Source organism: Parapedobacter brassicae (assembly GCF_051400755.1).
Classification (GTDB): domain Bacteria; phylum Bacteroidota; class Bacteroidia; order Sphingobacteriales; family Sphingobacteriaceae; genus Parapedobacter.
On sequence record NZ_JBLFFL010000012.1, the window covers coordinates 1 to 26,240 of the forward strand.

Annotated in this window: 24 protein-coding genes and 1 pseudogene; 13 read left to right on the forward strand and 12 right to left on the reverse strand. The window is 45.5% G+C overall.

Annotated elements, in window-relative coordinates:
• Positions 1–332: 332 nt before the first annotated feature.
• From ACMGDE_RS18990 to ACMGDE_RS19000, 3 genes are all read right to left on the reverse strand, one after another.
• Entirely contained in the window at positions 333–677 is a 345-nt protein-coding gene (locus ACMGDE_RS18990) for a helix-turn-helix transcriptional regulator (RefSeq protein ID WP_436834414.1), read from the reverse strand.
• 143 nt (positions 678–820) lie between these two features.
• Entirely contained in the window at positions 821–1,927 is a 1,107-nt protein-coding gene (locus ACMGDE_RS18995) for a sensor histidine kinase (protein ID WP_436834415.1), read from the reverse strand.
• Positions 1,914–2,645 (reverse strand): LytR/AlgR family response regulator transcription factor, encoded by a 732-nt coding sequence (locus tag ACMGDE_RS19000; protein WP_436834416.1) that lies wholly within the window; start codon positions 2,643–2,645, stop codon positions 1,914–1,916. The genes ACMGDE_RS18995 and ACMGDE_RS19000 overlap by 14 nt, the downstream gene beginning before the upstream one ends.
• Positions 2,646–2,804: 159 nt before the next feature.
• On the opposite strand from ACMGDE_RS19000, the gene ACMGDE_RS19005 reads away from it, so the two are divergent.
• The 5 genes from ACMGDE_RS19005 to ACMGDE_RS19025 all read left to right on the forward strand — a co-directional run bounded on the left by ACMGDE_RS19005 (position 2,805) and on the right by ACMGDE_RS19025 (position 6,697).
• A complete protein-coding gene (locus ACMGDE_RS19005) occupies positions 2,805–3,053 on the forward strand; it encodes a hypothetical protein (RefSeq protein ID WP_436834417.1) in 249 nt (82 codons plus the stop codon).
• A gap of 3 nt (positions 3,054–3,056) precedes the next feature.
• Positions 3,057–3,656, forward strand: a complete 600-nt coding sequence (locus ACMGDE_RS19010; RefSeq protein ID WP_436834418.1) for a hypothetical protein — start codon at positions 3,057–3,059, stop codon at positions 3,654–3,656.
• The gene (locus ACMGDE_RS19015) at positions 3,653–4,573 is read left to right on the forward strand and encodes an HTTM domain-containing protein (protein ID WP_436834419.1); all 921 of its coding nucleotides are present in this window, start codon (positions 3,653–3,655) and stop codon (positions 4,571–4,573) included. Before ACMGDE_RS19010 ends, ACMGDE_RS19015 begins: the two co-directional genes overlap by 4 nt.
• A gap of 80 nt (positions 4,574–4,653) precedes the next feature.
• Positions 4,654–5,643 carry a helix-turn-helix transcriptional regulator gene (locus ACMGDE_RS19020; protein ID WP_436834420.1) on the forward strand — a complete coding sequence of 330 codons (990 nt, stop codon included), beginning with the start codon at positions 4,654–4,656 and terminating at the stop codon, positions 5,641–5,643.
• A gap of 238 nt (positions 5,644–5,881) precedes the next feature.
• Positions 5,882–6,697: a MauE/DoxX family redox-associated membrane protein gene (locus tag ACMGDE_RS19025; protein WP_436834421.1), complete on the forward strand. Its 816-nt coding sequence runs from the start codon at positions 5,882–5,884 to the stop codon at positions 6,695–6,697.
• A 65-nt stretch (positions 6,698–6,762) separates the two neighbouring features.
• On the opposite strand, the gene ACMGDE_RS19030 is transcribed toward ACMGDE_RS19025, so the two are convergent.
• From ACMGDE_RS19030 to ACMGDE_RS19040, 3 genes are read right to left on the reverse strand one after another with little or no spacing between them, the layout of a single operon-like run.
• On the reverse strand, positions 6,763–8,244 hold the full coding sequence (locus ACMGDE_RS19030; RefSeq protein WP_436834422.1) for a TlpA family protein disulfide reductase: 1,482 nt from the start codon (positions 8,242–8,244) through the stop codon (positions 6,763–6,765).
• An 8-nt stretch (positions 8,245–8,252) separates the two neighbouring features.
• The gene (locus ACMGDE_RS19035; RefSeq protein ID WP_436834423.1) at positions 8,253–9,629 is read right to left on the reverse strand and encodes a RagB/SusD family nutrient uptake outer membrane protein; all 1,377 of its coding nucleotides are present in this window, start codon (positions 9,627–9,629) and stop codon (positions 8,253–8,255) included.
• A gap of 10 nt (positions 9,630–9,639) precedes the next feature.
• Entirely contained in the window at positions 9,640–12,852 is a 3,213-nt protein-coding gene (locus ACMGDE_RS19040) for a SusC/RagA family TonB-linked outer membrane protein (protein WP_436834424.1), read from the reverse strand.
• A gap of 626 nt (positions 12,853–13,478) precedes the next feature.
• Between ACMGDE_RS19040 and ACMGDE_RS19045 the strand changes: the two genes are divergently transcribed.
• The 5 genes from ACMGDE_RS19045 to ACMGDE_RS19065 all read left to right on the forward strand — a co-directional run bounded on the left by ACMGDE_RS19045 (position 13,479) and on the right by ACMGDE_RS19065 (position 15,943).
• The gene (locus tag ACMGDE_RS19045) at positions 13,479–13,991 is read left to right on the forward strand and encodes a hypothetical protein (protein ID WP_436834425.1); all 513 of its coding nucleotides are present in this window, start codon (positions 13,479–13,481) and stop codon (positions 13,989–13,991) included.
• 493 nt (positions 13,992–14,484) lie between these two features.
• The gene (locus tag ACMGDE_RS19050; RefSeq protein WP_436834426.1) at positions 14,485–14,712 is read left to right on the forward strand and encodes a PLDc N-terminal domain-containing protein; all 228 of its coding nucleotides are present in this window, start codon (positions 14,485–14,487) and stop codon (positions 14,710–14,712) included.
• Between the two features lie 24 nt (positions 14,713–14,736).
• Positions 14,737–14,988, forward strand: a complete 252-nt coding sequence (locus tag ACMGDE_RS19055; protein ID WP_436834427.1) for a hypothetical protein — start codon at positions 14,737–14,739, stop codon at positions 14,986–14,988.
• Between the two features lie 190 nt (positions 14,989–15,178).
• Positions 15,179–15,358, forward strand: coding sequence for a hypothetical protein (locus ACMGDE_RS19060; protein WP_436834428.1), 180 nt, complete (start codon positions 15,179–15,181; stop codon positions 15,356–15,358).
• A gap of 366 nt (positions 15,359–15,724) precedes the next feature.
• Entirely contained in the window at positions 15,725–15,943 is a 219-nt protein-coding gene (locus ACMGDE_RS19065) for a hypothetical protein (protein ID WP_436834429.1), read from the forward strand.
• 290 nt (positions 15,944–16,233) lie between these two features.
• On the opposite strand, the gene ACMGDE_RS19070 is transcribed toward ACMGDE_RS19065, so the two are convergent.
• Genes ACMGDE_RS19070 through ACMGDE_RS19085 form a run of 4 tightly spaced genes read right to left on the reverse strand, consistent with a single transcriptional unit; the run spans position 16,234 to position 22,139 of the window.
• Positions 16,234–17,871 carry a response regulator receiver domain gene (locus tag ACMGDE_RS19070; RefSeq protein ID WP_436834430.1) on the reverse strand — a complete coding sequence of 546 codons (1,638 nt, stop codon included), beginning with the start codon at positions 17,869–17,871 and terminating at the stop codon, positions 16,234–16,236.
• 3 nt (positions 17,872–17,874) lie between these two features.
• The gene (locus ACMGDE_RS19075) at positions 17,875–20,859 is read right to left on the reverse strand and encodes an ATP-binding protein (RefSeq protein ID WP_436834431.1); all 2,985 of its coding nucleotides are present in this window, start codon (positions 20,857–20,859) and stop codon (positions 17,875–17,877) included.
• Complete coding sequence (locus tag ACMGDE_RS19080) at positions 20,852–21,907, reverse strand: DNA cytosine methyltransferase (RefSeq protein ID WP_436834432.1); 1,056 nt, start codon at positions 21,905–21,907, stop codon at positions 20,852–20,854. The genes ACMGDE_RS19075 and ACMGDE_RS19080 overlap by 8 nt, the downstream gene beginning before the upstream one ends.
• A 10-nt stretch (positions 21,908–21,917) precedes the next feature.
• Positions 21,918–22,139 carry a helix-turn-helix domain-containing protein gene (locus ACMGDE_RS19085; protein ID WP_436834433.1) on the reverse strand — a complete coding sequence of 74 codons (222 nt, stop codon included), beginning with the start codon at positions 22,137–22,139 and terminating at the stop codon, positions 21,918–21,920.
• Positions 22,140–22,242: 103 nt separating this feature from the next.
• Here ACMGDE_RS19085 and ACMGDE_RS19090 point away from each other — a divergent pair, with 103 nt between their 5' ends.
• Positions 22,243–23,331: a hypothetical protein gene (locus ACMGDE_RS19090; protein ID WP_436834434.1), complete on the forward strand. Its 1,089-nt coding sequence runs from the start codon at positions 22,243–22,245 to the stop codon at positions 23,329–23,331.
• 7 nt (positions 23,332–23,338) lie between these two features.
• Here ACMGDE_RS19090 and ACMGDE_RS19095 read toward each other — a convergent pair whose 3' ends face one another.
• Both ACMGDE_RS19095 and ACMGDE_RS19100 read right to left on the reverse strand, forming a co-directional pair.
• A complete protein-coding gene (locus ACMGDE_RS19095; protein ID WP_436834435.1) occupies positions 23,339–23,893 on the reverse strand; it encodes a very short patch repair endonuclease in 555 nt (184 codons plus the stop codon).
• 11 nt (positions 23,894–23,904) lie between these two features.
• A complete protein-coding gene (locus tag ACMGDE_RS19100; protein ID WP_436834436.1) occupies positions 23,905–24,276 on the reverse strand; it encodes a hypothetical protein in 372 nt (123 codons plus the stop codon).
• A 294-nt stretch (positions 24,277–24,570) separates the two neighbouring features.
• Here ACMGDE_RS19100 and ACMGDE_RS19105 point away from each other — a divergent pair.
• Positions 24,571–25,196, forward strand: a pseudogene (locus ACMGDE_RS19105) (DUF4433 domain-containing protein).
• Positions 25,197–25,203: 7 nt separating this feature from the next.
• Positions 25,204–26,235, forward strand: a complete 1,032-nt coding sequence (darG, locus tag ACMGDE_RS19110) for a type II toxin-antitoxin system antitoxin DNA ADP-ribosyl glycohydrolase DarG (protein WP_436834437.1) — start codon at positions 25,204–25,206, stop codon at positions 26,233–26,235.
• The last annotated feature ends 5 nt before the right edge of the window (positions 26,236–26,240 follow it).

The following is a 26,240-nucleotide window of genomic DNA, read 5'->3' on the forward strand; positions in this document are numbered from 1 at the left end:
CAGGAATAACAGATCTCAGTGTATAATTAATTCAGGATTTATTTATTAACCTGTATAGCTATATCAGGATAAGACATCCCTGCCATTCCTTCGACAGTTGTTCGACCAGTGTTCGGCTGCGCTTCGGCAATCCTTCGACACTCGTTCGACAATCCTTCGGGAGACGTTCGGCCGGGCTCCGGCAATCCTTCGGCCGGGCTTCGGGAAGAAACCGAACCCCAGCCGAACCCGGGCCGGACGGCGGCCGGAGCAACGCAAAGCCAGCTGCGGACCAGTCTCGGGCCAGCCCCGAGACGGTCACAACCTGTCACCGGGCGGATGCCGGATAACCGTCAGATCCTTCCGCGCCGCCTGCTCTCCCGGCGCTCTTCCTCCAGGTCGCTGCGGTAGAAGAAGTCCGGCCCTTCCCACTTGCGCGGGATCAGCCGGCCTTCGGCCACCTTGCGGTAGTAGGTACGCTCGCTGATGCCAAGGTAGCGCAGCACATCAGGCATAAACAGCTTGGGTTCCTCCCGGGGGAAGGTACGGCGGATGAAGGCCATCATTTCCGGGAGGTGCTCGGCCAGGTTTTCCAGAAAGCCGCTTTCGATCATGAAGCGGGCTACCTGGGCGATGGGAGTAAGCTGAAAATCAATGTTGCTTAAGTTGTTATCTAGTTTTTCGAAAAGGTCTTTCATGAGGCTTGGTGTTTAAGCACCATCTTCATGACAGGGACCCCATTAGGCAGTTGGCGGTACGCTTTGCCCACCTGACCGCGATATGCTGCTGGTAGATGGTTTGGTCAACAGTTGTTGTTATTGCAAACATAGCTATTCTTTGGCTATCTGCCATCATACGGCTGTGGTTCACGCACGTTGTAGATGATCAATTCCGTGTAGAACCACCCACGTTCCTCTCGTACAGTCAAGCGGTGCCTGCCGGGGTAGGCATAGCCGAGCCGTTCTTCCAGGTTGGATAGCCCCGTGCCGCTACCTTGCCGCCCCTTTGTTATGCGTATGCGGTTTTCGGTGGTGATGACCAAGTTGTCATCCATTGCGCGTATCCCTATTACCGCCGGAGCATCCAACCGGTCCACTTCGGCATAGCGCATGATGTTTTCGGCGAGCGGCATCAGCATCATCGGGGCCACGCTGATGCCCGCTACGTTGCCTTCGGTTTCCAGCCGCCAGTTGAGCGCATCGCCGTACCGGATGCGCTGTATTTCGATCAGGTGCTGTACGCAGGCGATTTCATCTTCCAGCTGTATCGGCGCTGCCGGATCATTGTCCCCGATGTAAAATTGGATTACTTTGATCGTATGGTCCAGTGCCAGCTGTGCTTTGTGCCGCGATTCGCGGGTGATCACGCTCAGCACCACCAAATGCGTATCCAGCAGGTGAGGATCCAGCTGGGCGCGCCGCCACGCCTGCCGTGCCTGCTGGATTTTCCGCTCGGTGTCCTTGCGGTTGGCGAAGGGCAGGTAAATCCACTCCACGAGGAAGGCTACCAGACCGGTCAGCAGGCTGAATAGGTTGGGGATGGCATACGGAAACAGGTTGCGTATGGATCCACCGAATATCGATAGGATATCCATGGGCCGCAAACCTTCCAAGTCTATCTGCAGATTGCCGAATGCAGTGCTGACCGCCAAGGACGCCGCAGCCATCACCAGTACATTGGTGGCAAGGATAAGCAACACCCAGCCCCAGCGGAGGCGGCCGCTGATCACTGCGAGCGGCCACACCCACAGGAAATTCAGATAGAAGATCGCGATGTTAATCCCCGATGACACCCAGGCGTCATTGCGATGGCTGGGATGGGCGTCGCGCACCACCCCAAACCAATATAGTGAAAAGCCCAATAAGGCGATCAGGCATACACCGATGTGGTATTTCCAGCCAAACCGATACCGCTGTGATCCATGCAATGCCATATCATCCCAGCCCATACCGATTCATGAATGCCCTGAAAGCCGCCTGGTAGGTGCGCGTGACGGCCTCATACCCGCCCCACTTGAAATAGATCACCAGGTTCTTGTCTATATGGTCTATCGCGTGGGCCGATATGATGCAGTTCTGGCTGATGCGGACGAACCACCCTGCAGCCTTCAGCTTGCGCGCTATAGCCACGGATGTACCGTATACGAGCATCTTTTTTTCTTGGTCCGCAATGGTCACCTCGCCGTATTTGTCGTTTACCGAAATCATCAGGATATCCAGCACCGGCACAAACACCCTGTTGCCGGACAAGCGGTCGTACAAAAACACGAAATTCTTAGAATGGCCCGTTTCGGCTATTACCTTATCCGCCTCATCCAGCTGAGCGAGCAGCAGCGATACCGTGGCGGCATCGATCGGCTTTCGGAGATAATGCACCATGGACTTCGTTCCGTAGACCTCCGCCCCATGGCTTTTCTTTTGGGTGAGGAAGACAAACAGGCGGCAGTAACCAGCCAGCAATTTATTGGCCTCATAACCATCTTTGCCGGGCATCATGATGTCACAGAAGATGACGTCTACCTCGCCCTGTTTTTCAAGGTAGTCAAGTGCCTCATCGACACTTGAGCACGTGGCAGCGATCGTCAGCTGGGGGAGTCCTTTTAACCGGTGTTTGACATCCTGGTGTACCAATGCGTCATCATCTATCAGCAGGGCTGTTCTTTTCATGGCAGATTAGTTAGTTGTAAACCGAGAACGGTAAAAATAAGAAATGTCGAAAAAACACGGAAATATACCGGATACGGCGCTAATCCTACCACTTCGGGAAAACAGCAACCATCTGTGGTCCTAACTGCTCAATTTTATGCCAAACAAAACACTAACAACATGAAAAAGAAACCATTGACATTGATTTCGTTTGGCACCGCCGCTTGTATGGCGATTGGGTTCCACATCATTTCGGCCCTGCCCAATCCCACGCAGGCCTTTGCCGGCGCGCCAACCGCAACGCTAACTCCGCACGTGGCATTGGGATCGGCCATTTTCAAGTATGACCTCTATTTTGGTGACGATGGCGATCAGCCGGATAAGCCCACCGTGAGAGACGAGCAGTTGTTGGCTTACTACGGCAGCTAGGCGATGTACCGGGGCCTGTATTACTTCTTTGCCGTCTGGCATCTCGGATGCATGCTGGTGTACAACACCAGCAGTACCCTGCAGGGCTATCATCTGCTGACAGAAGGGGCAGGCCCCGGTTATCTCCCTGGCGCCCGGCACGCCTTGGCAGCGCTCACCTCGTGGCCTGCGGCCCGCAGCTTTGCATGCTATGCGGGCACCGCTGCCGGTTATGGTTTTTTCGCGCCGCAGGTAGGCAGTTCATTCCAGCTGGAAGTTGCCGCCATGGATGCTTGCGGCGCCGCGCACTCAACCGCACAGGTGCCCATACTGAAACAAGCCCATTCCCATTTGCGCTACCACAGCCTGCTCAATCGCCTGCAGCACCTGCTCGGCGACAGCACTGGCCACCGGGATACAGCCACCCTACGGTACCGACAGGCGCAGGCGATCACCCATTGCCTTGCCCAGCACATTGCCCGGCAACGGTGGGGAGGCACCCGCCGCATCCGATGTGAGGTGCTGGTGTATCACCATCCCGTATTGGGGTCGCATGGCGCGATGCAACAGGGCTATCGCATACCCATCTACCAGAAGACCATCAACCAACCGCCCAACCGATGATCCACCGTTTTTTCTTTGCCACCTCGCTCCGGCCGAGCTGGCTGCCCGTGTTCCGCTGCGGTACGGGCCTGCTTCTGCTGCTGACCGGCTTGCAACTATGGCCCGATTTCGATACCCTCTATGGGCCGGGGAGCGTCATCGACCACCGCTTGCTCCGGCTCGGCGAAGAGGCCCCTGCGGGGCTGCCCGCTGCTTGGGCTATCGGCCACGGGCACCTGGTGGCCTATGTGGTCGCCTGCGCATTTCTGGCGGCAGGCATCTTCGCGCGGGCAGCGGCCATCCTGCTTTGCGTGCTGCACCAGGGCTTGTACATGGCCCATCCCGCATTCAGCTATGGGTTTGACCATGTGGCCGCCAGTGCCCTTTTCTATTGCGCGTGGTTTCCGCGGGGCCAAGGTCAACACCGGTGGGCCACCCCCTGCCTCCGCATCCTGCAGCTGCACCTGTGTGTCATCTATTTTTTCGGCGGCCTGGACAAGGTGCTTGGCCCCACCTGGCGCAATGGGGAGGCCCTGTGGAAAGCGCTCCATCTGCCTGACCTCATGGGCGCCCTGCGGCCCGATATTGCCTTTCTCGGCAGGTATCCCCTGCTTGTGGCAGCACTGGGCTGGTCCGTCATCCTGCTGGAGCTGGCCTATCCTGTGGGCATCTGGCTGCGGCATACCCGGCGATGGTGGCTCTGGGGCATCCTGGCTATGCATGCAGGCATCGCCCTGTTCATGGGGCTCTATCATTTCAGCGCCATCATGATGCTCCTCAACCTATGCGCTTTCTATTTCCCTTACCAAAAAGCGGGAGCAACAAGCGAGCAGATCGCTACTCCATATCCTCACCGCGCTGCACGGCCCTTCCGGCGGGCGGACCCCTCGCAGGGAGCGCGCCGTGCAGCCCCCAAACCTAACGCCCAGCATACATGATCCAATCATTTATCCGCTGCGGCGGGCTTATCCGGCCTCCACCGCAACGCGGTATTTATCGCCATCAGCCATAGACCACCATGCAAAAACCCATCTATTTCCATCCCGAGCAGTACCACCGCGCCGCCAACGAACCGGGGCGACTACCCGCGGGCGTACGGTACCGCATGGCCCATGCGGCTATGCAGCGCTGGGTAGGCCGGCATTTCTGGCTGGCCGAGCAGTACCACGATGCACGCCATGCATTTGCCGGGGTGGTAGAGGCCCGGTGCGCGCGGCCCATCCGTATTGCCGTCCATTGCCCCCATGGGGATGTCATCTGGGCTTACCTGCTGGATGGGCAGGTAGAAGCGCGCAGCCAGCACCCTCAGCATGGGCAGCCGCCCATTCGCCTATCCGGCGGGCAGTACCTGCCCGTGTATGCGGCTGCCGGGCAGTATACCCTTAGGCTGGCCCCGGGCCGGCATTTCCTGTTTTACTTCGTGGTGCAGCTTTCCTGGCTGCGGCGCTACCAGCAGGATGGGCTGGCCGCCTTAGGCCCCTTGCTACAGGGTGTGCAGTGGGGTTACCTGCCCGGGCAAGCCCTGCCTGTGCGCTACCGCCACCGCCGCTTGTTGCTGCACCTGCGCCACCTGGAGCAACAGGGCCATACCATCGGGCAGGATGTAGCACTGTATCCCCCATTGGCCCAGCTCGTGCTCCATTATGTGAGCGAGCTGGTACCTAGCGATGGCCCGGCAGAAACATCACCTGGGGCCAAGGTGGGCGAGATCACGGCATACCTGCACCAAGAGGTGCCCCAGGGCAACATCCCCACCCTTGCAGACCTCAGCCACGGATTTGGCCTGTCAGAGCGGGGGCTGTACAGCCTGTTTATGCAGGTGCTGCATACGACACCCGGCCGGTACATCCAGCGGGTACGGATGGAAGAGGCCCACCGGCTGCTCACCCGGGAGCGGCTGACACCCACCGCGGTGGCCTACCAGCTGGGGTATGACCACCTGCGCACCTTTGAGCGCGCCTTCAAGAAGTATTTCGGCAAAACACCGCGCGAGGCGAGGGGTAGCTAGCTGGGTAACCCGCAAGGGGCTACCGGAAATGTCGCATTACCCGTGCAGCATGTGTCGCATCGGGGTGGGTGGCGTGAGCTAGTTTTGTTTGTTGCGCCGGCAATGCAGCCGGGCATCACGAAAGGAGGCAAACCATGGATCCCTGAAAACATAATGATGCATGTCCTAGCCAAGGGCCGATGACATGTCGCATCAATCGGTGAATGAATCAATGGTATCACTAACCAATGGATAAAAAATGCAACGCATCATCAGCAACATACCCATGCCGCGCTTCCGGCTCGGTAATGCCGCCAAGGAAATGCTAGTCTACGGATTGTCTTTACTCTTTGTTATTCTCTTTCTCTATACGGTCTATCACAAGGTCGTTGCATTCGAAGCCTTTAAAAACGGCATCAGGCAAATACCCTATGTGGGTACATCTTCCGTAGAGCTGGCATGGGGCGTATTGGGCGCGGAGGCGGTGGTAGCCCTGTTGCTGATCTGGCCGGATACCAACCGGCTGGGGCTTTGGGGAGCCTTGGCGCTGATGGTGGCTTTCACAGGCTACATCGGCGCTATGTTGCTCTTTGCCGAACGGCTTCCCTGCCATTGCGGCGGTGCCATCGAAAAACTCACCTGGGGGCAGCACCTCTTATTCAATTGCGGTTTCATCGCCTTGGCCGCGGGGTTGCTGCTGTATCATTACAAGGTAAATCTCAAATACAAAATTCTTAATATTATGGCAACTATTAGTTCCAAAATAAAGAAAGCCATCTTCGGGATGATGATGGCTGCATTAACAATAGGGTTCAGTGCATTTACTGCTAAGGAAAGTCAGCACTTGCAACGCCGTTATTGGGTCAACAACGGCACGCAATACGAACAAAGTCTTGGTGCTGTGGATCCCACTGCTGATTGCGAGTTTGATGAAACCGAACCCGCATGTGTGTTGATTTCGGATAATGACTCCGAGATGATACCCACTCCACTCGATTATGAGGATGTGTCGTTGTATAGTTCACTTGAAGAGCATGAAGACGCGTCATCGGGTATATACGATCCCAATCCGTAATTGATGTTAATCATTAGACGCCTATTCAAGGTGATTGAGCGGCCGTTCGCTCAATCACCTTTTCCTTAATTGTTAAGCATTTCCCAAAGTTGTTTGCTTGACTCTTTGTTTCTGGGAAGAGGGCCGTCAATTGAAATGATTTTTCCGGTTTCGTCAAAAATAACCAGTCTTGGGAAGGAGGTTATATTGTACGCCTTGATGAAGTCATTAGCCATATCCCCGGTGCTTAGATTCAGATATTTTTTTGATGTATATTTTTCGTCTTCAATCGATTTTATCCATGAGCGTTTCGATCTTTCGATATTGACACTCACCAATACAATGTCATCACGTTCCTCAAAATGTTCCATAAACTCTTTCAGCTTCGGCGCGACCATTTGGCAGGGAATGCAACCCGTAAACCAGAAATCCAACATGACAGTTTTTCCAAGAAAGTCAGCCGGCGTATACAATCGGCCGGCGGTGTCATGAAACTCAAATGGGAAAATCTGGGTTCCTGCCATGTTTGTGTTTTTATACGCTTGCAATTTTTTAGCATAGATATCGGGAGCCGCCGATGATAAAAGGCTATCAATCAAAGCAGATTTTTCCTGTATATTTCCGGAATCGTCAAAGGCTGTATAAATCAGTTTGGATTCCAAAAGCCCCCCGTGCTTTTGGCTTATCCTCGCGAGCAGCTCATTGAACTGAAATTTGTACTTTACCGAGTCAATCTGCTTAAAGGATAGGTCAATGATTTCCTTTTTTAGCACATATGCCGTATGGTAGGGAGAGAAAAGAGCGCGTACGGTATCTATTTTTGGTATTTCACGATGTAGCAAGGTGTTATAAAAGAATCTTTTTAAGGCAATTTTACCTTTTGGTTTCATCGCGTGAAACGAGATCCAACAAGTGTTTAAAAAATCCAATTCCTGTTTCGCAGACCAGTCGAGGTACAGCTGATCGTATGCATACGGGCTGAGGGAATTTCGGCATTTTTCCAATACCGCCATAATTTCGCGAATATATCCCTCCATTAGTTTGCCATAGATGGCGAAATAGCCGTCATAAGCACCCTTGTCGTATAGATCGCTTGCGCTTTTGGTTGAAAACGAGTGGAAACTCCACAGCCTGTATTGGCAGTCAAACAACTCTTTCCCTGTGCCCCTCGTCACTACTGTATCTTTCGTTATGGTTATATCCAGGCAATCGCCTTTGGCTACTAAGAACAACTTCCCCCGGTTGATTTTATAATCAGTTTGCCGGTTTTGATTAGGATGGAAAATTCCGAACGAAACGTAGAAGAAGGGTTCGGTTGTTGGTATTTCGGCATGGAAAATTCCATTGGACAGCTTGCAGGGGATTTGCTGGGAACTTGCATAAGGGTTGGTACCTTTCACGTAATTGTTATACAGCAAGATTTCCATGGTTGCTCCTTCAGGCAACCCTTTGATTGTCCCTTCGACAATGGTAGAATTAAAATTATTTTTGCACAAGGCAGAAGACGAGGTTACGACAAGGATGAGCGCGTAAACTATACTGTATTTCATAACTATATTGTATTTCATCTTTGCTGTTATCTTTCATTTTGTTGAATACCGCTTCTTGATATTTCATCGTCGGGAATTGGAAAAACAAACCGAGGATCATTGGGAGGAAGTGTATACCGTTCAGACATGACGACCCTGTTTAAGGATATGTTGGCACCCTCCCCATTCAACCTTTTGATATCCCACCATCTGAACCCCCTCCACACCAATTCTTTTCGGCGTTCATTGAGGATGAGCGATAATGCTTCTTGGCTGTCAGCGGCCGTTTCGGGCTCGAAATATTCCGGTGCATACCGCTTGGATAGCAACGTGTTTAATATGTCGAGCGCGTTTTTAGTATCGTTTGCCCGCGCCCTGCACTCGGCCTTGTTGAGGTATAGTTCCTCTACTGAAAATCCAGCGAAGGGATACAAATTTCGCGTATACCCCCTTTTGAAATATTTATTTCCGTTTGGCTGCGAAGCAAAGAAAAGTTTCGGCCTCAAATCTCCAGCTTTATATAGATCGAGTAATTCATTGCTCACTTTGACGCGATTGCCGTTTCCCATTACCAAGGTGGAATAGGACGGCGAATATTGCGCATAAAAGACGATCTGTTTGCTGTTGTTCGAGAAAGGGGTGGTAGACGATGTATCCAATGCATTATAGTCCAGTAGATGGTCGGGTAGCAGGGCCAGGGCACTATCGGCGTATGACTCGGATAATGCATAATTGCCCATATATAGGAATACCCGGGAGAGCAAACCAAAGCATGCCTCTTTTGAAGGTCTATTCCGCTCGCGCGGAGGGACTCCGGACGGCAGTAATTCGGCAGCTGCGCGGAGATCTTTTACGATAAGGTCATAGCAGTCTGCAAGTGAGTTTCTATCCGCTATATAATTAATGTCGGACGATAGCCTCAAAGGTACGCCCAGGTCATGGCTTGCTGAAGCCTCGCTATAAGTTTTGGAAAATGTCAGTACCAACTGGAGATATGCATTTGAGCGTATGAATAACGCCCATCCTCTTAGATAATCAACTTGGTTATCCGTGAACTTTACCGAGGCGGTATGCAGGCGATCAAGCACAGCATTCGCGTAAAATATGCTTGCATAGGGATTGTCCCAATCGGCACGCTCTGTTTGCCCTTCGAACAGGTCCCGCGCCCAGATATAAGCATTCCTCTCCGTTGCCGAACTTAGTGAAGTCCATGCGTTGTCGTCAAGGAGCTCGTATTCGTCGCCCGATATTATAGGCAGAGAAGGTGCTAAATTCAGGATCGTATTATCCAGCATGGATACAAAATCCTCATATTTCGAAGGTGTCAGAATATCGCTGGAGGGTTTTACGTCCAGGTAGCTGGCTGTGCATCGTACCAAAAGAGCAAAGGAGATTAAAAGAAAGATATGTGTCGTTGTCTTCATTGTTGTTTTTTTAGAAAGTGATGTTCATACCCAAAGCATATTGTTCAGTTGCCGGTGTTCCTACAACCGCATCGGGGTCTATCCACGAATCGGATGATTTCCAGAGGATACCCAAATTGGAAGCATATACAAAAACATCAACGGTTGGCATGATGGCTTGGAAAAACTTGGGCCGGACGCTGTAGCTGAATCTTACATCCTGCAACCTGATGTGGTCACCCTTTTGGATATGGATGTCAGAAAGACCGTATAAGACATCGTGGCTCGCGTTGGCGGGATAAACGAGGCTTGGTACCGTGGTGCGTAGCTCATCGCCCGGTGCTTTCCATCTGTCGCTATATCCTACTTGATTCCGATACGTACCATTGAATAGCGTCGTGTTGTTCAGGTAATAGGGAGAGCGGTAGAAGTAACCATATTTATATTGAATGTTGAAAGACAGGGTCAGGTTTTTGAACATGAATGTATTCCGTATGCTACCGAAAACGGTTGGGCTGGCGGGGCCGATATACGTGATGTTTGACGTATTTGCGGAATTTCTAATATTTACGTAATCGGTAGACGGGTCGCCGTCCAACATGCCGATCAGCCGTCCACTTTCGTTGAGGCCGACGAAAGGGAACGCAAACAGCGAGAAATACGGGTACCCCACCATGGGGTTTTGATAGTTAGCGTTGACGATCTCGTAATTTGAACCAGATTTAGCTTGGTACTCCGTAATCCTGTCTTGTACGAAATTGAAAAGAACAGCTGTCTGCCATTTAAATGTCCTATCGATATTCCGTGAGTATAACGCGACGTCAATGCCTTTTGTAAGCAGCGACGCGGAGTTGCCACGGAATACATTTTGCCCGGTTTGGGGTGCGATGGGGCTATCGCCGATCAAATCAAGGCCATTCTTGATATAGTATTCAATGCTACCTGAAAGCAAATTGCCTTTAAGCCCAAAATCAATACCGATGTTGGTGTTCTTTACCCGCTCCCATCGCAATGACGGATTTGGGGGGTTAGTGATACGGGCTATCGGAGACCCGAACGTATTTGTACTGCCGGAATTGGCGGCCGTAAGATATGCGGTTGTCGATTTATCTATATTGCCATTATAGCCATAAGTTGCCCTTAGTTTTAGCAACTGTAGCCAATCCACGTCGAAAAAATCTTCGTCAGTTATGGACCACAAAATGCCGACCGACCATAGCGGCACGCCTCTTTGGTTAGCTTCCACGCCAAAGAGATTGGATTCATCCCTGCGGAAACTGCTGCTTATGGTGTAGCGGGATTTGTAACGGTAGGTTGCTGCCAGGTAATAGGATACGTTTACATCCCTGACTGCACCGTTGCCCACGCCCACTGGAATCCTTGATGATCGGTTGCCATAGATTATGGGATATGGTTCCAAAAAATTTAAGGAGGAGTTGACGTTGGTAAGTAGATCTTCATCAAAGCCATATAACGCTACGCTGGCACTATTGGTGCTGTTGTCCCTGAATTCAGCACCTCCAAGCACATCGATATCGTGGATACTCCCAAAGCGTTTGTTGTAGGTGAACTGTATTCTCCCGTTGCTGGCAGAGGTTTGCGATTCGTTATTGTTGGCAATCCCACCTTCGGCGAGCGGCCTGTATAGGGCACCGGACTCGTCAATTTGGGTAAACTGATTGACGAGGTTGCGGGCATAGTAAGAATTTGGTCCATCATATGTCGAGTTATGCCCGTTTGTCCTTTGATACATATAGTGTATGGATAAGCCGAGGCCTTGCCATGGCGTAAAGTTTAGGGACGTGTTGAAGCGGTAGTCATTTACCTGTCTTGTTTGGTTGCTGGCGTTCTCGGACAGGGGTCTATAATGCCAATCCAGCAATCCCAGCTCTTCCATTTGTTTCACATAGCTCAATCGCAGCGTGCCGTCCGACACCGCGAGGTGATTCCCGTTTTCATCGATGAGCTTTTCATAGGGATATCTGGGCAACAGGTAAGAACGGGTGTTGGATTGGTAGTTTGCGTTGGAAAAGTCAATTCCCGTATAAAAAGTGAGCTTGTCGGCTATGATGTCATAGGTGTTCTTTGAGCTAAAGGTAATCCGGCCGTATCCGTTTCCCACGGTATTTCCCCTATTGCGGTCTATGCCAGATGAAAGGAAATACTTATACCCATTGTTTCCCCCCTGGAAATTGACCTGGTGTTGGTGGTTGATCGTATTGCGGTACATAAAACGTTTCAGATCGTTTCTGATATCGCTATTTTCTAATCGATCAATTAACTCGGTTACTTCTGTTTGGTTTATCAATCCATCTTTTTGATGTTGCAATGCTTCCACAATCGGGGATATTTCGGTGTAGTCGGTATTCAGTGCAGCGCCATATCGCCCGTTTTCGAAGAGGTATTTCTCTATCTCTATATATTCTCCACTGGAAAGCTGCGGGGCGTAGAACAGATCGGGCACGCTGCCGATTGTTAGGTTGCTGTTCAAAGCCACCTGCTTTCTTTGATTGAAAGCCCCCTTTTTTGTAGTGATTACGATTACACCATTACCCGCTCGTGTACCCCAAATAGACGCGGCTGATGCGTCTTTCAACACCGTGATATTGTCTATATCATTTGGGTTTATATTGTTGATGTCTCCCTCATATGGAAAGTTGTCCACTACTATCAATGGAGAGAGATTTCCATTAATCGTACTTCTACCCCTTATGCTAAGTTGGCTCCTATTACCCATTAAATGGCCGTCTTTGTTGAATAGCAAGCTATTCGTTATTCCGTCCAATCTATCCAATATATTGGTGCTTACTCTTCTATTGAGCAACTCATTGTCAATATGTACGAAACTCCCTGTGGCGCGTTCCTTCGGTATGGTTTGGTATCCGGTGGATACCTCCACTTCTTCGAGCATGTTTTCATTGGGGATGAGGGCGAATCGAAAAGGACCAACATTATCCGCGCTTATCTTTGTGCTGATTGTTTGGTAGCCCAAGTGGGCTACTTGCAGTATAGTACCATGTGGGGTGGCGCGCAGCGAAAAATATCCATCTTCGTTAGTCTGGGTTTTGGCAGATGTGCCCTTGATTCCCACGGTGGCCCCCTCGATAGGATTGCCCGCTGTATCAGACACAATACCCGACAGCACAGGCCCCGAGGGCTCGGGGCGCTGTGCGCGGGCTTCTGCACACATGAAAGAACTGTATATAGGCCAAAGCATGGCCATTAAGCGTAATTTTTGCTTCATTAGTTAGTAGTTTTGGTCAAACTCTTAGCGGCAGTGACGAGATCGCTGTTGCTAAGTTTATTTGATTTTAGTGTTCGGTAAAATGATGGGTTTATTGGCCTACTGCCAATTGAGTGAGTGGGAAAGATTAGATTGGGTTTTTCGGCTTAACCGGATAAAGCCTTTCCTGTGCACTAAGTGTATAATAACAGAATGATTTGCTTTTGCAAGCAACTCGGTTTGGTTGTATATACTGAGACGTTCTTTTCATCGACTCTTATTTAGGTATAAGAGCCCCTTTTCTTCAGTATTGCCAAAATGCCATAAGGCCGGGGGTTACTGAAAGCCCGAACTCCCGGTGGTAAACGGGGGCCGACCTACGGTCGACCAGGACGCGATCAGTAAGTACCCCGGCCTAATGACTAATGTCTTAGTACCGGGGTGTTCACCTACTCCTCGCGTCCATTCAATTACCACATTGTTCGGACGAGGCTCTTAGCGAACACCCTCATTTCTTCTAATGAAGATGTTCAAAAATATGTGTTATTCTATCTCCATTTGCTACAATATGCAAAACACTTAGTAATAACTAAGGACAAATATATGCAAAAAATACTCAATTGCAAGAGAAATCAATCATTTTTTTAATGAACCAAAAGTCCAAGTTAGAACTAGAAATTGTGGCCAATATTGTTGCTGAACGAATTCTTAGGAAAAAGCCACAATCATATATTGCCATGCTTTTGGATGTTACAGATGGATATATTGGACAGGTTGAAAGCCATAAAAGCCCAAGCATGCTGTCTCATGATCAAATTAATGAAATAGCGAAGGACTTCGAATGTTCCCCGAGAATATTTTACCCAGACAAGCCTATTGATCAAGAATTGCCAAAGAGGAAAAAGATAACTTCAGAAAAGCGAGAAAAGCAGAAGCTGATAATCAAAAGGGTATATAAATTGTTTGCATCCAATTTCTTTAAACAAGAAAAGTCTGTTGAAGATATAATATCCAAGCTTAAGTCATATGCTGAGTTTAGCAAACTTGATCTAACCAATAAAGATGTGACCGATTGCCTTAGATCCTTTAAAAGGGAGAATTTCATAGACAGCAGAAAAGAAGGTAATAAGAATTATTATTCTATACCACTTGCACGCTAAATTGGACACGACCAACGAAATGTTAACTGATGGCGGTTGTAAAAGCGCTTATGCAGAAAAGCACAGTACGTTTCTCGCTATAAAGACTTCTAATAGATCCAAAGCATTTGGATGTTATCGGCAAACTGTCTATCTTTATCAAAATCAATGTGACTTGGACCTGAAGTAAGCGAAGATTTTGGTGGATGAAGGTCGTGTTGTCTATCTGGTTTGAGGGCCAATATGTTGCCTCATGATGATCGCCAAAGTCAAGAGGATATTAGTGAGATTTTGGAGTAACTGTTGGGTATATTGGCCAAATTGAAAGCAATAAATCAAAAAGTATGTACTCTTATGAACAGCTGAACCGTATTGCAAAAGAATTTGGCTGTAGTCTTAAGGATTTCATGCCTGAAAAACCAATGTAGACATCAACAAAATAGTTAAATAAAAGACCTTAAACCAGCTATGTAAATCGCAGTAAATTCCAAATGTCAGACCTAATATTACAAATATGGAGCTACTATTCTTAAACCTTGGAACCCCTGAACTGGTTTTTCTATTCCTAGCGATACCTGTATTTCTCGCCTGTGTCTTCGGGCTGATCCACTGTATTGCAAATGATAATATCCCTGGAGCTAACCGAGTGCTTTGGTGCCTTGTAATATTGGCGTTGCCGCTGATAGGAACGATTGCGTATTGGGTGGTGGGAAGAAAACCGACAGGGCGTGTGGCCGGGTGAATAGTGTAAACATAAAGTGATTTTATGGGACAAAAGAAAGTCTATTTAGTGCATAACTATGAAGACGGGGCGCCGCCCAGAGCTGTATTTGATAGTAAAGAGGAGTATATCGATCTCGCATTGAAAAACGGCTACGACTTTAATCGTTCGGAATTGTATTGTTATGCCCTGGCGAAAGACGAGGGGGAAGCGCTCATGGCGGCCCTAAAGACGAGAGATAAACTGATCGCTAAAGGTGAGTGGGCGTATTATGATGAAAAACCGACATTTGAGTGATTGGCGGGGCACCAATTTGCGAACTTAAATGATAAAGCAACGTTGCGAATAAGATAATAGGTGTGAAATGAGATCGTAAACGACAGAAAACAACCTAACTATAAGCCTAAATGGGAAATCCGAGATGGCATAGAGACGAATTGATACTTATTGAAAAGGTTAATTAAAAAAACTATAAACCCTTAAAATTATGAACTCATTCTTCATTTTCATCCCCATTCTACTCTACGTCGGCATTATTGTCGCGTTCGTTTACGCCATCTATCGCATGGTTGACGGATGGGTCGAAAAAAGTGTGTCCGTACGCCGCGAACAGAACGCGTTGTTGGCTAAGCTCATCAATAATTTAGAGAAGAAGGACGGTGATTGATTCTTGTAATTTCCTATAAATACAGTTGACGTAACGATATGAAACCCGTTTATTTTGCCTTATTGGTATTTCTGTTGGCCATTGAACGATTAGCTAAATTACAAATTGTGAAATTAACTGAATAGTATGAATAAACAGTTACGAAGGCAAAAGGATTTAGGTGATATTAAGGATATAAATAGACACATGCCATGAAATTGCTTGTAACATTCGGCCGGAAAACAGCCATCCAATAATTTGGATGCTTGCACTCACCCGGAACCTCATGAATCCCTTGTCAATGTACCGCAGTATATAAAAATATGAAGAAGGTGTACCGGGATGGGAGCCGATTGAATTAATGACGTTAACTAATAAAGTACTGAAATGGATTCAACAACAGAGAAATCTAAAGTAACCGAATTGATAAACAAGGGAGTCGATAAAAACGGTAAAGGAAGGTTTAACTTTAAGCGGTTGGCTAAAGAGTTGGGTCTTGACGATGAAACACTCGACACAGTTTTAAATGAGCTTGAGAAAGAACGAGTAATAAATCAATATGTATTAGACAGGCATGACAATTTTACAATAGAACTAATAAAGTAGTTTTTAAAAAATGACACGTTCTTTTGGGATTGTTGAATCAAAAATGCCGAATCGGAGTTTTTCTTAAATAAGCTTTTTGAAACTTCAAACGGGCAGCCATTTTTTGAAAAGAAGCGAAATCCTTTATTACGGTGTAGACCATATACTTATTAAATGCTTAGACAGGGATTGGTGTGGGGAGGTTAATGGAAAATAATTAAACGATTACTCCTTTTTAACTCATATAACTAAAGAAATAGAGAATAATTATAGTTGCAACCAAATCGCGTTGATTCATATACTAAAATCCTTTAGTTCCCACCCCACCTTCTCAACCACTCATATTCATCGAGCCCAACGCGAGATAAAGTTGCCGCATACTTATTCGCTATACGCTGGGCATGTGAATCTTTTAAATCCAGAACCCAATGATAACATTCGCTTTTTGCTTTGTTTGCTCTATAATAAATAGGATAAAATACATAGCGCTTAGACTGTCCGCTTTTCTTTGCATACACCACCCCATCTCTATTCGCTTTAAATCGGATTGTTTTTAAGTCATAGCTAGCTATTGTGATTTTTAGCTTGGTGAAAGTCCGGCTGTCATCAAAGTCATTTATTACAACATTAAAATTACCATCGCCCACTACGGGTACTAAGGGGATAAACAAAAAACGTCGATTATCACTGTCTATACGTACACTGTCACATTTTTGCTGAATGCACAACCAGTATTCATTTGAAATTTTTCCTTTTACTATAGATCCTAGCGTAAGCTTAGGTCTATAAGTTGGGCTTGAATAATTGCTTTTGTGATGGGTGAGTATCGAAAATTGTTCATCAATGTTGGATGTGGTGGTATCATGGGGTTTAAAATACTTTACGATCTCGGATTTATGTAATTCCCGATGATAAATACCCTCCAACTTTTTCAACGGAAACTCTTCGCTTGGATAACTAGTAGGCCACGCATCTTCCATTGACTTTAAAAAGCCATCACGCAACCAAGAATGTCTTACGGCATTCTTGATGACTATACTCTTTTTCCCAAAAGTTAGTGTTTCGTCATTAATTGCATTTGATTTTAGCCATTTACCAATTGTATTGAAATCACAATATTTCTCTAATTCGGAATAATCTATTATGGAATCAAAGCTATCAACTATGGAGTCTTTAAGAAGTTCAGCTGCGTCCTCAGGAACAGGTAACATTGCTCGATGAGCTAAAAAAGCAGCATCAAGGTCCTTATTATATATCTTTAAAATTTTATCAACATTTGACCGGAGACATGAAATAGCTTTTAGGGCTACATTGGAAACTAAGCCAGACGTCATTTTTGTGAATTCTGTCAATAAATAATCGGGAACATCCTCATATTTAAGAACCCAACTGTTCAGTTCAGGAGTGTGGGTGAAAGTTCCCTCCAAAGAGGGCTTTCCGGCAATTCTAATCCTGCAACTTGAATTACCTAAAGTATTCTCAGAAATTCTCAGAATTCCCTTATTTTCAAATTTATTAAATACTTCGTCAACAATATTCTGCAAACCTGTTTCACCGGTATAGATTAATACTAACTTTAGTTCATTTCTATCTTCGGCAATAAGTTTTTCTATGAGCTGTAGTGTGTATGTGCCTCTGGGATCTATTTCCGCCACATCTTCCTCATCATTATCAGCATTGGTATTCTGATCAAGATTTAGTTTCCAGTCTAGAATTGTTATGTCCGATTTTAAAGCGACATGGATAACATCCTCAAATTCTTCTACTGTTTTAGGGCTATTTAGCGCACACAATTTCTTGGCTTTTGCAAATGCTTTAACCAGTGCTTGGGAGTCTAGGGCATGCGTGCTACCCTCATGATTTCCATATATTTCATCGTCAACGAATAAAGCGCTTTGGATAAAGTCGTTAGCGATTTCCTTGGATTTATTAAAAAATGGAGTGCTCATTTACTATGGTTTATTGATTGATTCTATTTTAAACGTGACATTGCTCCCTTCCCTAGACGTGTCGAGAAATATCCGATAATCTTCTGCTGAAAGAACTTCGCGACTAATGTGAAGTCCCATTCCTCGCCCTTGGACCTTTTTCGTATATCCAAGTTCAAAGATTCTTTCGGAGTCATTTGCAGCGATTTCAGGGCCATTATTTGAAATGTACAAACCCGTATCATCCGCATGAAGCCTGATGATTTTCTCCTCAACGTTCGCTTGGTTAAGCCAATGTATCGCATTGTCTATAATATTGACGAAAACAGGGTAAAATGTTGATCTGTACCCGTGTATTTTTCTTTTTTGAAAGCCTTTTGTATGTATAAGTCGTATATTATGCCTTTTTAATCTAGCGCCAAACAAATCGACCAAAAATATTTTAATTTCATTAGTAGGAATGTTTTCCTTACTTCTATATAATCGCCTATTTAATGGCGTAAATAACGTTAAATACCCATCTAAATGCTCAAAATTGACTCTGATGTTGTTGTAAACCCCGTCCAATTTTTCATTAACATCAGCCCACGCTTTCAAATCCTTTAGGCTATTTCTGATTGAGTTAACGGTGCTATTAAATTCATGATGTATAACACTTACGGCAAGACCTAACTGGCTTAACTCAATATCAGCATGAACCCTCTCCCTCAATTCTTCTAGTTCTTCTGAAATCGCATCATTAATCTGGTCACTCGTGATGATTTCTTCTGGATTGTCTTTATCCCAATAAATGCCATGAAGCTGCTTGATTATACTCTCCAACACGAATGAAGCTTTGTCTCTTTCTTTGATAATCTCATCTTCGATTCGCTGTCTTTCTTTAACAAGATCAAAATCTAGGGAATTATTAATTTCTAATCTTGTGAATCCTTCTTTGATTTCACGGATTTTATTCTCAAGATCAATCATGAGCTCCCTAGCCAGCTCAGATACATTTTTTGTCACTTCAGCTAAAGCATCTTTTGCTTCCCTTTGTTTCTGCCGGGTTGCTTTTTCAGCTTGTTGCGAGATAAAGTCAACTGCTTGTTCTAGCCTTTTACGTTTACTGATTTCAATTTGGAGGCGATTGGAATAGTCTTCAACAATAGTATCAATTTTGTCATAGGCACCTTTCAGAATATTATTCTGTAATTTGTCGAATTCTGTAAGGTACGCCTCATAATCTTTCCGGGAATCTTTTGAAATAGTAAACCCTTTCGGCTGATTAATTTTAATCTTCTGGATGAAATCTCCTAATAACTCCCTTGAGCCCAATTCATGGTCTATCAATGCCTGACTCGCTTCTTCTGGATCCTCTATTTGAGCAATGGATTCAAATCTTTTCTCAATATCAATTAATAAGCTACCCAAATTCGACTCATAGGTGTTATTATTTATGCTGTCAAAAAAGTGGTTTAATGAACTATGAAATTTTTCTTTCCTAGCCGACGCTTGCTTGTCCCTTCTTTCAAGCGCTCGGTAATATGCCTGTCTTTCTTCCCTCTTCTTTACCCATATTTCCGATTTAGGACCGGCAGCACTGCCCTCTCTAAAGAAGTCTCCAGCCAATTGTATAAAGAAATTTTTCAGGATATCCCGAAATTGGCGGTACGCTTTATTTTCAATAAAGCCCTCCCGGCCTGCCTTCTCCGTTAAATTGTTGTTAAATTCTTTAGAAATGTCGATTACTCCAAACATCCTTCTAAAGGAAAAAAAATAGTAAGATGCACTTTTCGTGCGGTTCTTTTCTATGTCTAGCCAGTCATAATCAGAGTTGCCATAAGGCAATATCCGGATATTATCTTTGTAAAGATACAAGCCTCCGTGTCTATCGCTTTTTGCCAATAGGCGCGTATGTTCTTCTCTTTCAATTATGGATTGAGTTAGCTTTCCTTGCAGGTAAGCTACGTTAATCTTGAATGAACCACACTCTGTTTTTTTAAAATGGTTGCCTGACCAAGGAATTTTATGTTCAAATTCTTTTGTCTGATACACACCTACTCTTCCCGAAAACTGGCCGTATTCGTCAAAAGTGCCACTAAAGTGATGGTCAGCTAAGGAAAAGTCTTCTGGAGTGAAAAAATTATCCTTGTTAAAGATATCGATGTAGGTGCCCCCTAAACTACTATGATCTCTGAATGCAGGGGTGATGTTCGGAGCGGGGTGGTCGGGAGTCATTGTATTGGTGAAACCCAACAACATCTTTTCGATTTTAGTTGAAGTTGATTTATCTTTTTCTCCATCAATATCTGAGTTAAGGGACTCGTCTGTTGGGGATATATAAAAATGAGTGCCAGAAAACCCTTCACTTAATGTAAAATTCCCCAATAATTTTTCATTTAAGTCATGAGGGGAAACCGAAAAATCCTTTATTGTAGCAAGTAGCTTTTCAATGTCGACCAATGAAACCTTTCCAATAGTTACTAATTCATCAAGGGAGTTCATTAACGTTTCCTTCATCTCGTCAACCTCATGATTAGAAGGAAGGTTGTCAAATTCCTTGATGGGGATAACGATATCCTCCAAATCGAGTCCGGGTAGTTCGAAGATATTCCAATTAATCAAGGCGGCAACTATTTTGTTTTCTGAATCCCTTTGATTCTTTGCTCTTGTTAACAGTAATAGCTGACTGCCAATTGATGCAATAGCTAATCTCCCTATGCCCTTTTCCCCCATTATTGGTCGTAAGGCTTTTGATGAATCAATGGAGGGCATAGGAGTTTTTCCTCCTTGAAATTTGCTGTCGGTACCTAATGTTAACCAACGGGACTCGAAATCGCTTCTAGTCATTCCGAGACCGTTGTCTCTCAAAATCAACAACTTTTCTTTTCGCAAATAATCGACATCAACGTTGTCTGCATAGGCATCGTGAGCATTTTTGAACAACTCATTAATAGCCGTGGGAATCCCAGCAATTTGTTGACGCCCCAGTAAATCTAAAGCTCTTGCGCTTGTTTTAAATTTAGCCATTTGCCAATACTATTGCTTGAGCCACTCTTTTTGCCATTTCAGGAGGCACAGCGTTGCCGATTTGCTTTGCAACGCTTACTAGTCCCCCAATGAATTTATAGTCCTTTGGAAACGTTTGTAATGTTGCGCCCTCCTTCAGGGAAAGCCCTCTATCTTCCTCTGGATGACCAAATCTTCCACACGAAGTGGCGATAAATCTGGTGGTAATCGTCGTCGATGGCTTATCCCACCAAAGGCGGCCATAAACGCTTCGATAATAGTGGTCTTTTCCCTCGTATGCGGGTATTTGGAGGCGTGGATTGTCTTTCCATGCCATACGATCTCCGCCATCTTTTGGAGTAAGTTTAATACGAAGTTTATTTAGAGGGCTAAGAGCAGAAGTACTATTCATAATATCGTTCGGATCGGTGTGGCCATCTCGTAATATCGGAAATCCATTATGAGGTCCGATAAATGCCCTCACTGTCATATCATCCCGGATTTCCGGTTCAGGAAAGCATGTTGCTTCTTCCACTCGGGACGCGATAAGGACAAACCGATTTCTTTTTTGGGGTACACCATAATGATTGGTCTGTATGATTCTGTACTCGTATTTATAGCCGTGAAAGATCAAGAAATCCAAAAAGTCCAGTAGTACGTGATTGTTTTTGTTTTTTAAAATGCCTGGAACGTTTTCCACTACCACATACGCGGGCATAAAGTACTTGATGAACCGCTGGAAATCGTAAATCAAATTGTTTGAATACGAGGACTTATGCCTGAGGTTATTTATTCTGCTCCAGTACTGGCAAGGGCTGCAACCGATAAAGATTAACTTGTCATCGAATTTAGTAATCCCGATGTCTTCCTGAAGTTCCTCAGGTTGATACTTTATAATGTTTTTATTAATGAATTTTGCTTCCTGGTGATTGGTAAGATATGTGTCCCTGAATTGTTTTTCAATATCAATACCGGCAAGAATCTTAACGCCCGCCTGGGAAAATCCGCACGACATACCCCCTGCACCACAAAAGAAATCCACTGCCTTTAGCATCGACTTCGTTGCCATCGTAATTAGATTAATTTGAAAAGGTTGACGTATTAAAAAAGTCCTTAATGGAAACTCCCAATGCTTTAATGATTTTTTCAAGGTTCACGATAGATATATTCCGCTTACCGTTTTCCACTTCGTTGACATAAGTTTTGTCAACAGTGGATTCAAAAGCAAGCTTCTCCTGAGTTAACCCTGCTTCCTTGCGTAACTCTTTGATTCTATATCCAATGCGCACACGAATATCCATTCGGCAAGATACGGGGTTAGTTATGCATGGTCAATCGGATATAAGTGAACTTTTTGTATGTTTGCAGCACATTATTATTCATCGAAAACCTTTTATAATCATTATGACTAAACTTCTTGACCAATCATTCAATCAATACGTTGCAATCGAGTTACTTGTTTTCGACCTCGATAACCAACGCTTCGCATCGTGGGGAAGCAAGCATCTCGATGTGCCCTTTGATCCGTTTACCGCGCTATGTGAGGTATATGGTGTGAAGGGATTGATAGCAGCCATCCTCTCCGGCGGATATTTTGAAGCAGAACCCATGTTGGTCACTCCCGTTGGCTCGCGCTATGTTGTGTTCGATGGAAATCGTCGGCTGGCTGCGGTGCACATTATTTTAAACAGTGAGCAGTATGCGCGGTATTATCCGAATTGGTTGCCTAAGCCTACATCCGAATTGTTGGATAGTCTTACGGAGATTCCCGTGATCATAGTGCCTGACCGCCAATCGGCGTGGCCACTTTTAGCCCACCGGCACGGTATGGGCGCCGTGGGGTGGGATGGGTATGCAAAGGCTTCCTTTTTCCACCGATTGACGGATGACTACTTGGTGTCGGATTATCAGGTAGCAAATTACTTGGGAATAGGGAGGCGGGAGCTTCGTGGGTTCATGACACCCTATCGCCTCATCCTCACAGCAGAGGAAGCGGGTGTGTGGGATCGGAAGCTGATTGAAGGAAACAGAATTTATTATTCATATGTGGCAAGAGCACTGCACGACAATCGCATCCAGCGCTTTGTGGGTGTGGAAAGCTTGAGCGGTTATAATCCGGCGGACCTGAAACTGGATAATATAGCTCGCCTCCTTAATTGGTTGTTGGGCAACACGGAAAAGGGAATACGTCCGATATTATCAGATTTGGACGTAGATATCCCGAAGCTCGGCAGGGTGGTGGAATGCGAAGAGGCTGTAAGGTGTCTGGACGAGCGCGGTTGGTTGGATAAGGCTTATCAGATAGCGATTGACAGGAAATTTCCGATCAACGATCAGCTGCATGCGATACATAATAAACTTTGGGATATGTTGGCATCGGTGCCGGAGCATGAAGTACCTTATGAAGCGGAAGGGTTGGCAAAACGGGTGAAACGCGTGGCGGATGATTTATACGAACGGGTGATTAAGAAAGATAGAAAACGACGGAATTGATTTTGCTTCAATAATCCACAGGATAAGGCACCCGCCCCTCTCCGGCCGTCTCGAGATAGAGTTGTATCTGATTGACACACTGCTGCAGATTCTTCCGCACATCCTTCCCCCAGAACCTGAACACTGTATATCCCGGGGCAATAAGTGCGGCGTTGCTTTCCTTGTCGCGCTGGATGTTGCGCTCGATTTTCGGTATCCAAAAGTCGCGATTGCTCTTGATGATGCCCTTGGCCTTTTCCCACTGATGGCCATGCCAAAACTCCCCATCCACAAAAATGGCCAGTCGATACTTGCGGATGACGATATCCGGCCTGCCGGGCAGGTTTTTAGCATGCGTACGGTAGCGGATGCCCTTTGCCCAAAGTGCCTTGCGCAGCAGCAGCTCGGGTTTGGTATCCTTAGCCCGGATACGGCTCATGTTATACGAGCGCTGCGGCGTGGTGAGGAGGTGCGGCATGAAAGCAAAGGTAGGGGTTTTTCTTGGCTTGGCCGTGGCAACGGCCAAGCCAAGAAAAATTCGCTTATTGGATGAAAAAAATAGAATTGATTGTGATCCTAGCATGCAGTGATGCATTAACATATGCCCCTCAAACTTGTGATAAATGTGTGGATTTCTGCAACAGTAGTTGACAAATAATCAGTTTCGATGCTGTTTTCTATGTCTAGCTTCATTGCTTCCCAGATAGGTTGGACTTTGTTTGGGATATATCTGGTCAATTCAATATGTTCCATGGCTCTTAAAATAAATCGTTGGACCTTTTTCAGTTGTGAAGCATAACTAATCCCAGCATGACTGTAGCCGTTTTCAATATGATATAGTAAATGAAATTCGGAGCTGCAAATTCCTCTACGCTTGTCACGTTGAAAATAACGATAGGCTGTTTTCATGAAACGCTCATACGCCATGGCGTCTTGATAATTTTGGACACTTGTAGTTGTTTCCATTGCTAAATTATTTTATTGAGCAAGAGTATGCTGAGAATCCCTAAACAGAAAGGACAAATAGGGAAGTATTTGATAATGAGTTGATTGTTTTTGTGAGGATACCATCAATTGTTATTTGATTATATGAAGGTTAGACAAATTTTATCGAGTGGACGTCGAAAGCAACGTCTTGCAAAAGCTAGCTTAAATGATCGTCATTTGATTATCTTCGCTCCAATATGTTATATATTTGCTCCTTTATTCTCGACGCCTAAAATAAACTTTATGATATTGGCGAATATAAAAGTGTACCGCATGACGCACATAGGGAACATTCCCCATTTGCTTCAACATGGAATTACACATTATAAGTCGCCCAATGCCAACTCACATTATATTTCTATCGGAGATGTTACGCTAATTAACAATAGGGATACTAAACAAGTTTATATAAACAACGGGGATTATTCGATGGCCAATCCATCATCGATTGTGCTGGGCGATTTTATTCCATTTTATTTGGGATCAGGATGCCCATGTTGTACGTTATGCAAATTGGTGGTAACTTTGTTGTGAAGGCAACGCCTGCCGAAGAAATTGTATATTTGGCATGTCCGATAGATAAAGTTATTGATTCGGGTTTTGATTTCTATTTTACGGATGGGCACGCAACCGATAATTTCACAACGTTTTATGATCGTGAAAAAATCAATGAGTTGCCTACTATTATTGATTGGTCAGCTGTACAAGCTTCTTATTGGAGTGGTCAGGAGAATCTGAGTCTGAAACGCAAAAAGCAGGCTGAATTTTTGGTAGGAGGTGATTTGCCTCCTGACTTTATCACAGCAATAGGATGCTATAACGAAAATGCCAAAAAGAAACTTATCAATTTTGGTGTTGATGAGGAGATAATAAAAGTAGTGCCCAAAGCGTATTATTAATAGGACTATGATTAAATACCTAACAGGTAATATTTTAGAAAGCGGCGCCCAAGCATTGGTAAATACTGTAAACACCGTTGGTGTGATGGGCAAAGGCATTGCCTTGCAATTCAAAAAAGCGTTTCCTAGTAATTTTAAGGCATACGCAGAAGCTTGCAAAAAAGAAGAAGTTGAGATAGGCAAGCTTTTGGTAACGCGTGATAGTAACCTTGACGCTGGCGAGAAGCTAATCATTAACTTTCCAACGAAAAAAGATTGGCGAAAACCTTCGGAATACTCGTTTATTGAAGATGGATTGGATGATTTAGTGCGGATAATAAACGAATACAACATTAAAAATATTGCTATACCTCCTCTTGGTGCGGGCAACGGCGGGCTTGAATGGGAGAAAGTAAAAAGGATGATCAGTGATAAACTCGGTTATCTGGATATAGATATATTAGTTTACGAACCTACAACCCACATAAAGGAGCATTTAAAAAAGGAACGTGCTAAATTGACAGATGCAAGGGCATTGCTGCTCTATGTTCTTTACGACCTGGTGAAAAATGGGGAATACGTGTCCGAATTTTCTTGTGAGAAGGTTTGCTATTTTTTACAGCGATTTGGGGCGAAGAAGTATTTTAAACTTGATTTTCAGCCCAATTTCTACGGCCCTTATTCGGGAAAAGTACGCCGTGTATTGTATGCACTGAACGGTAGCTACATCATGGGATATAGCGGCATGGATAAAAAGCCATTTGAGCCCTTGACATTGGTGGCTGATGGTTATGAAACGGTCAAATTGTATGTAGAAGGCAGGCCCGAACTTTTGGAAATCGCCCAGAGGACAATGCGTTTCCTTGAGGGATTTTACTCGGATTTCGCATTGGAACTCCTATCGTCAATTGATTATATCGTAAAAAAGGAAAGAACATTCGAAAAACAAGTCGTTCAGGCGTATTTGGAAAGTTGGAGCGAACGTAAAAGAAGTATGTTTTCTAACGAACGGTATTTTGATGTCTCATTAAATCACCTTCGAAACGCAGCATTTGCGTAATGAGT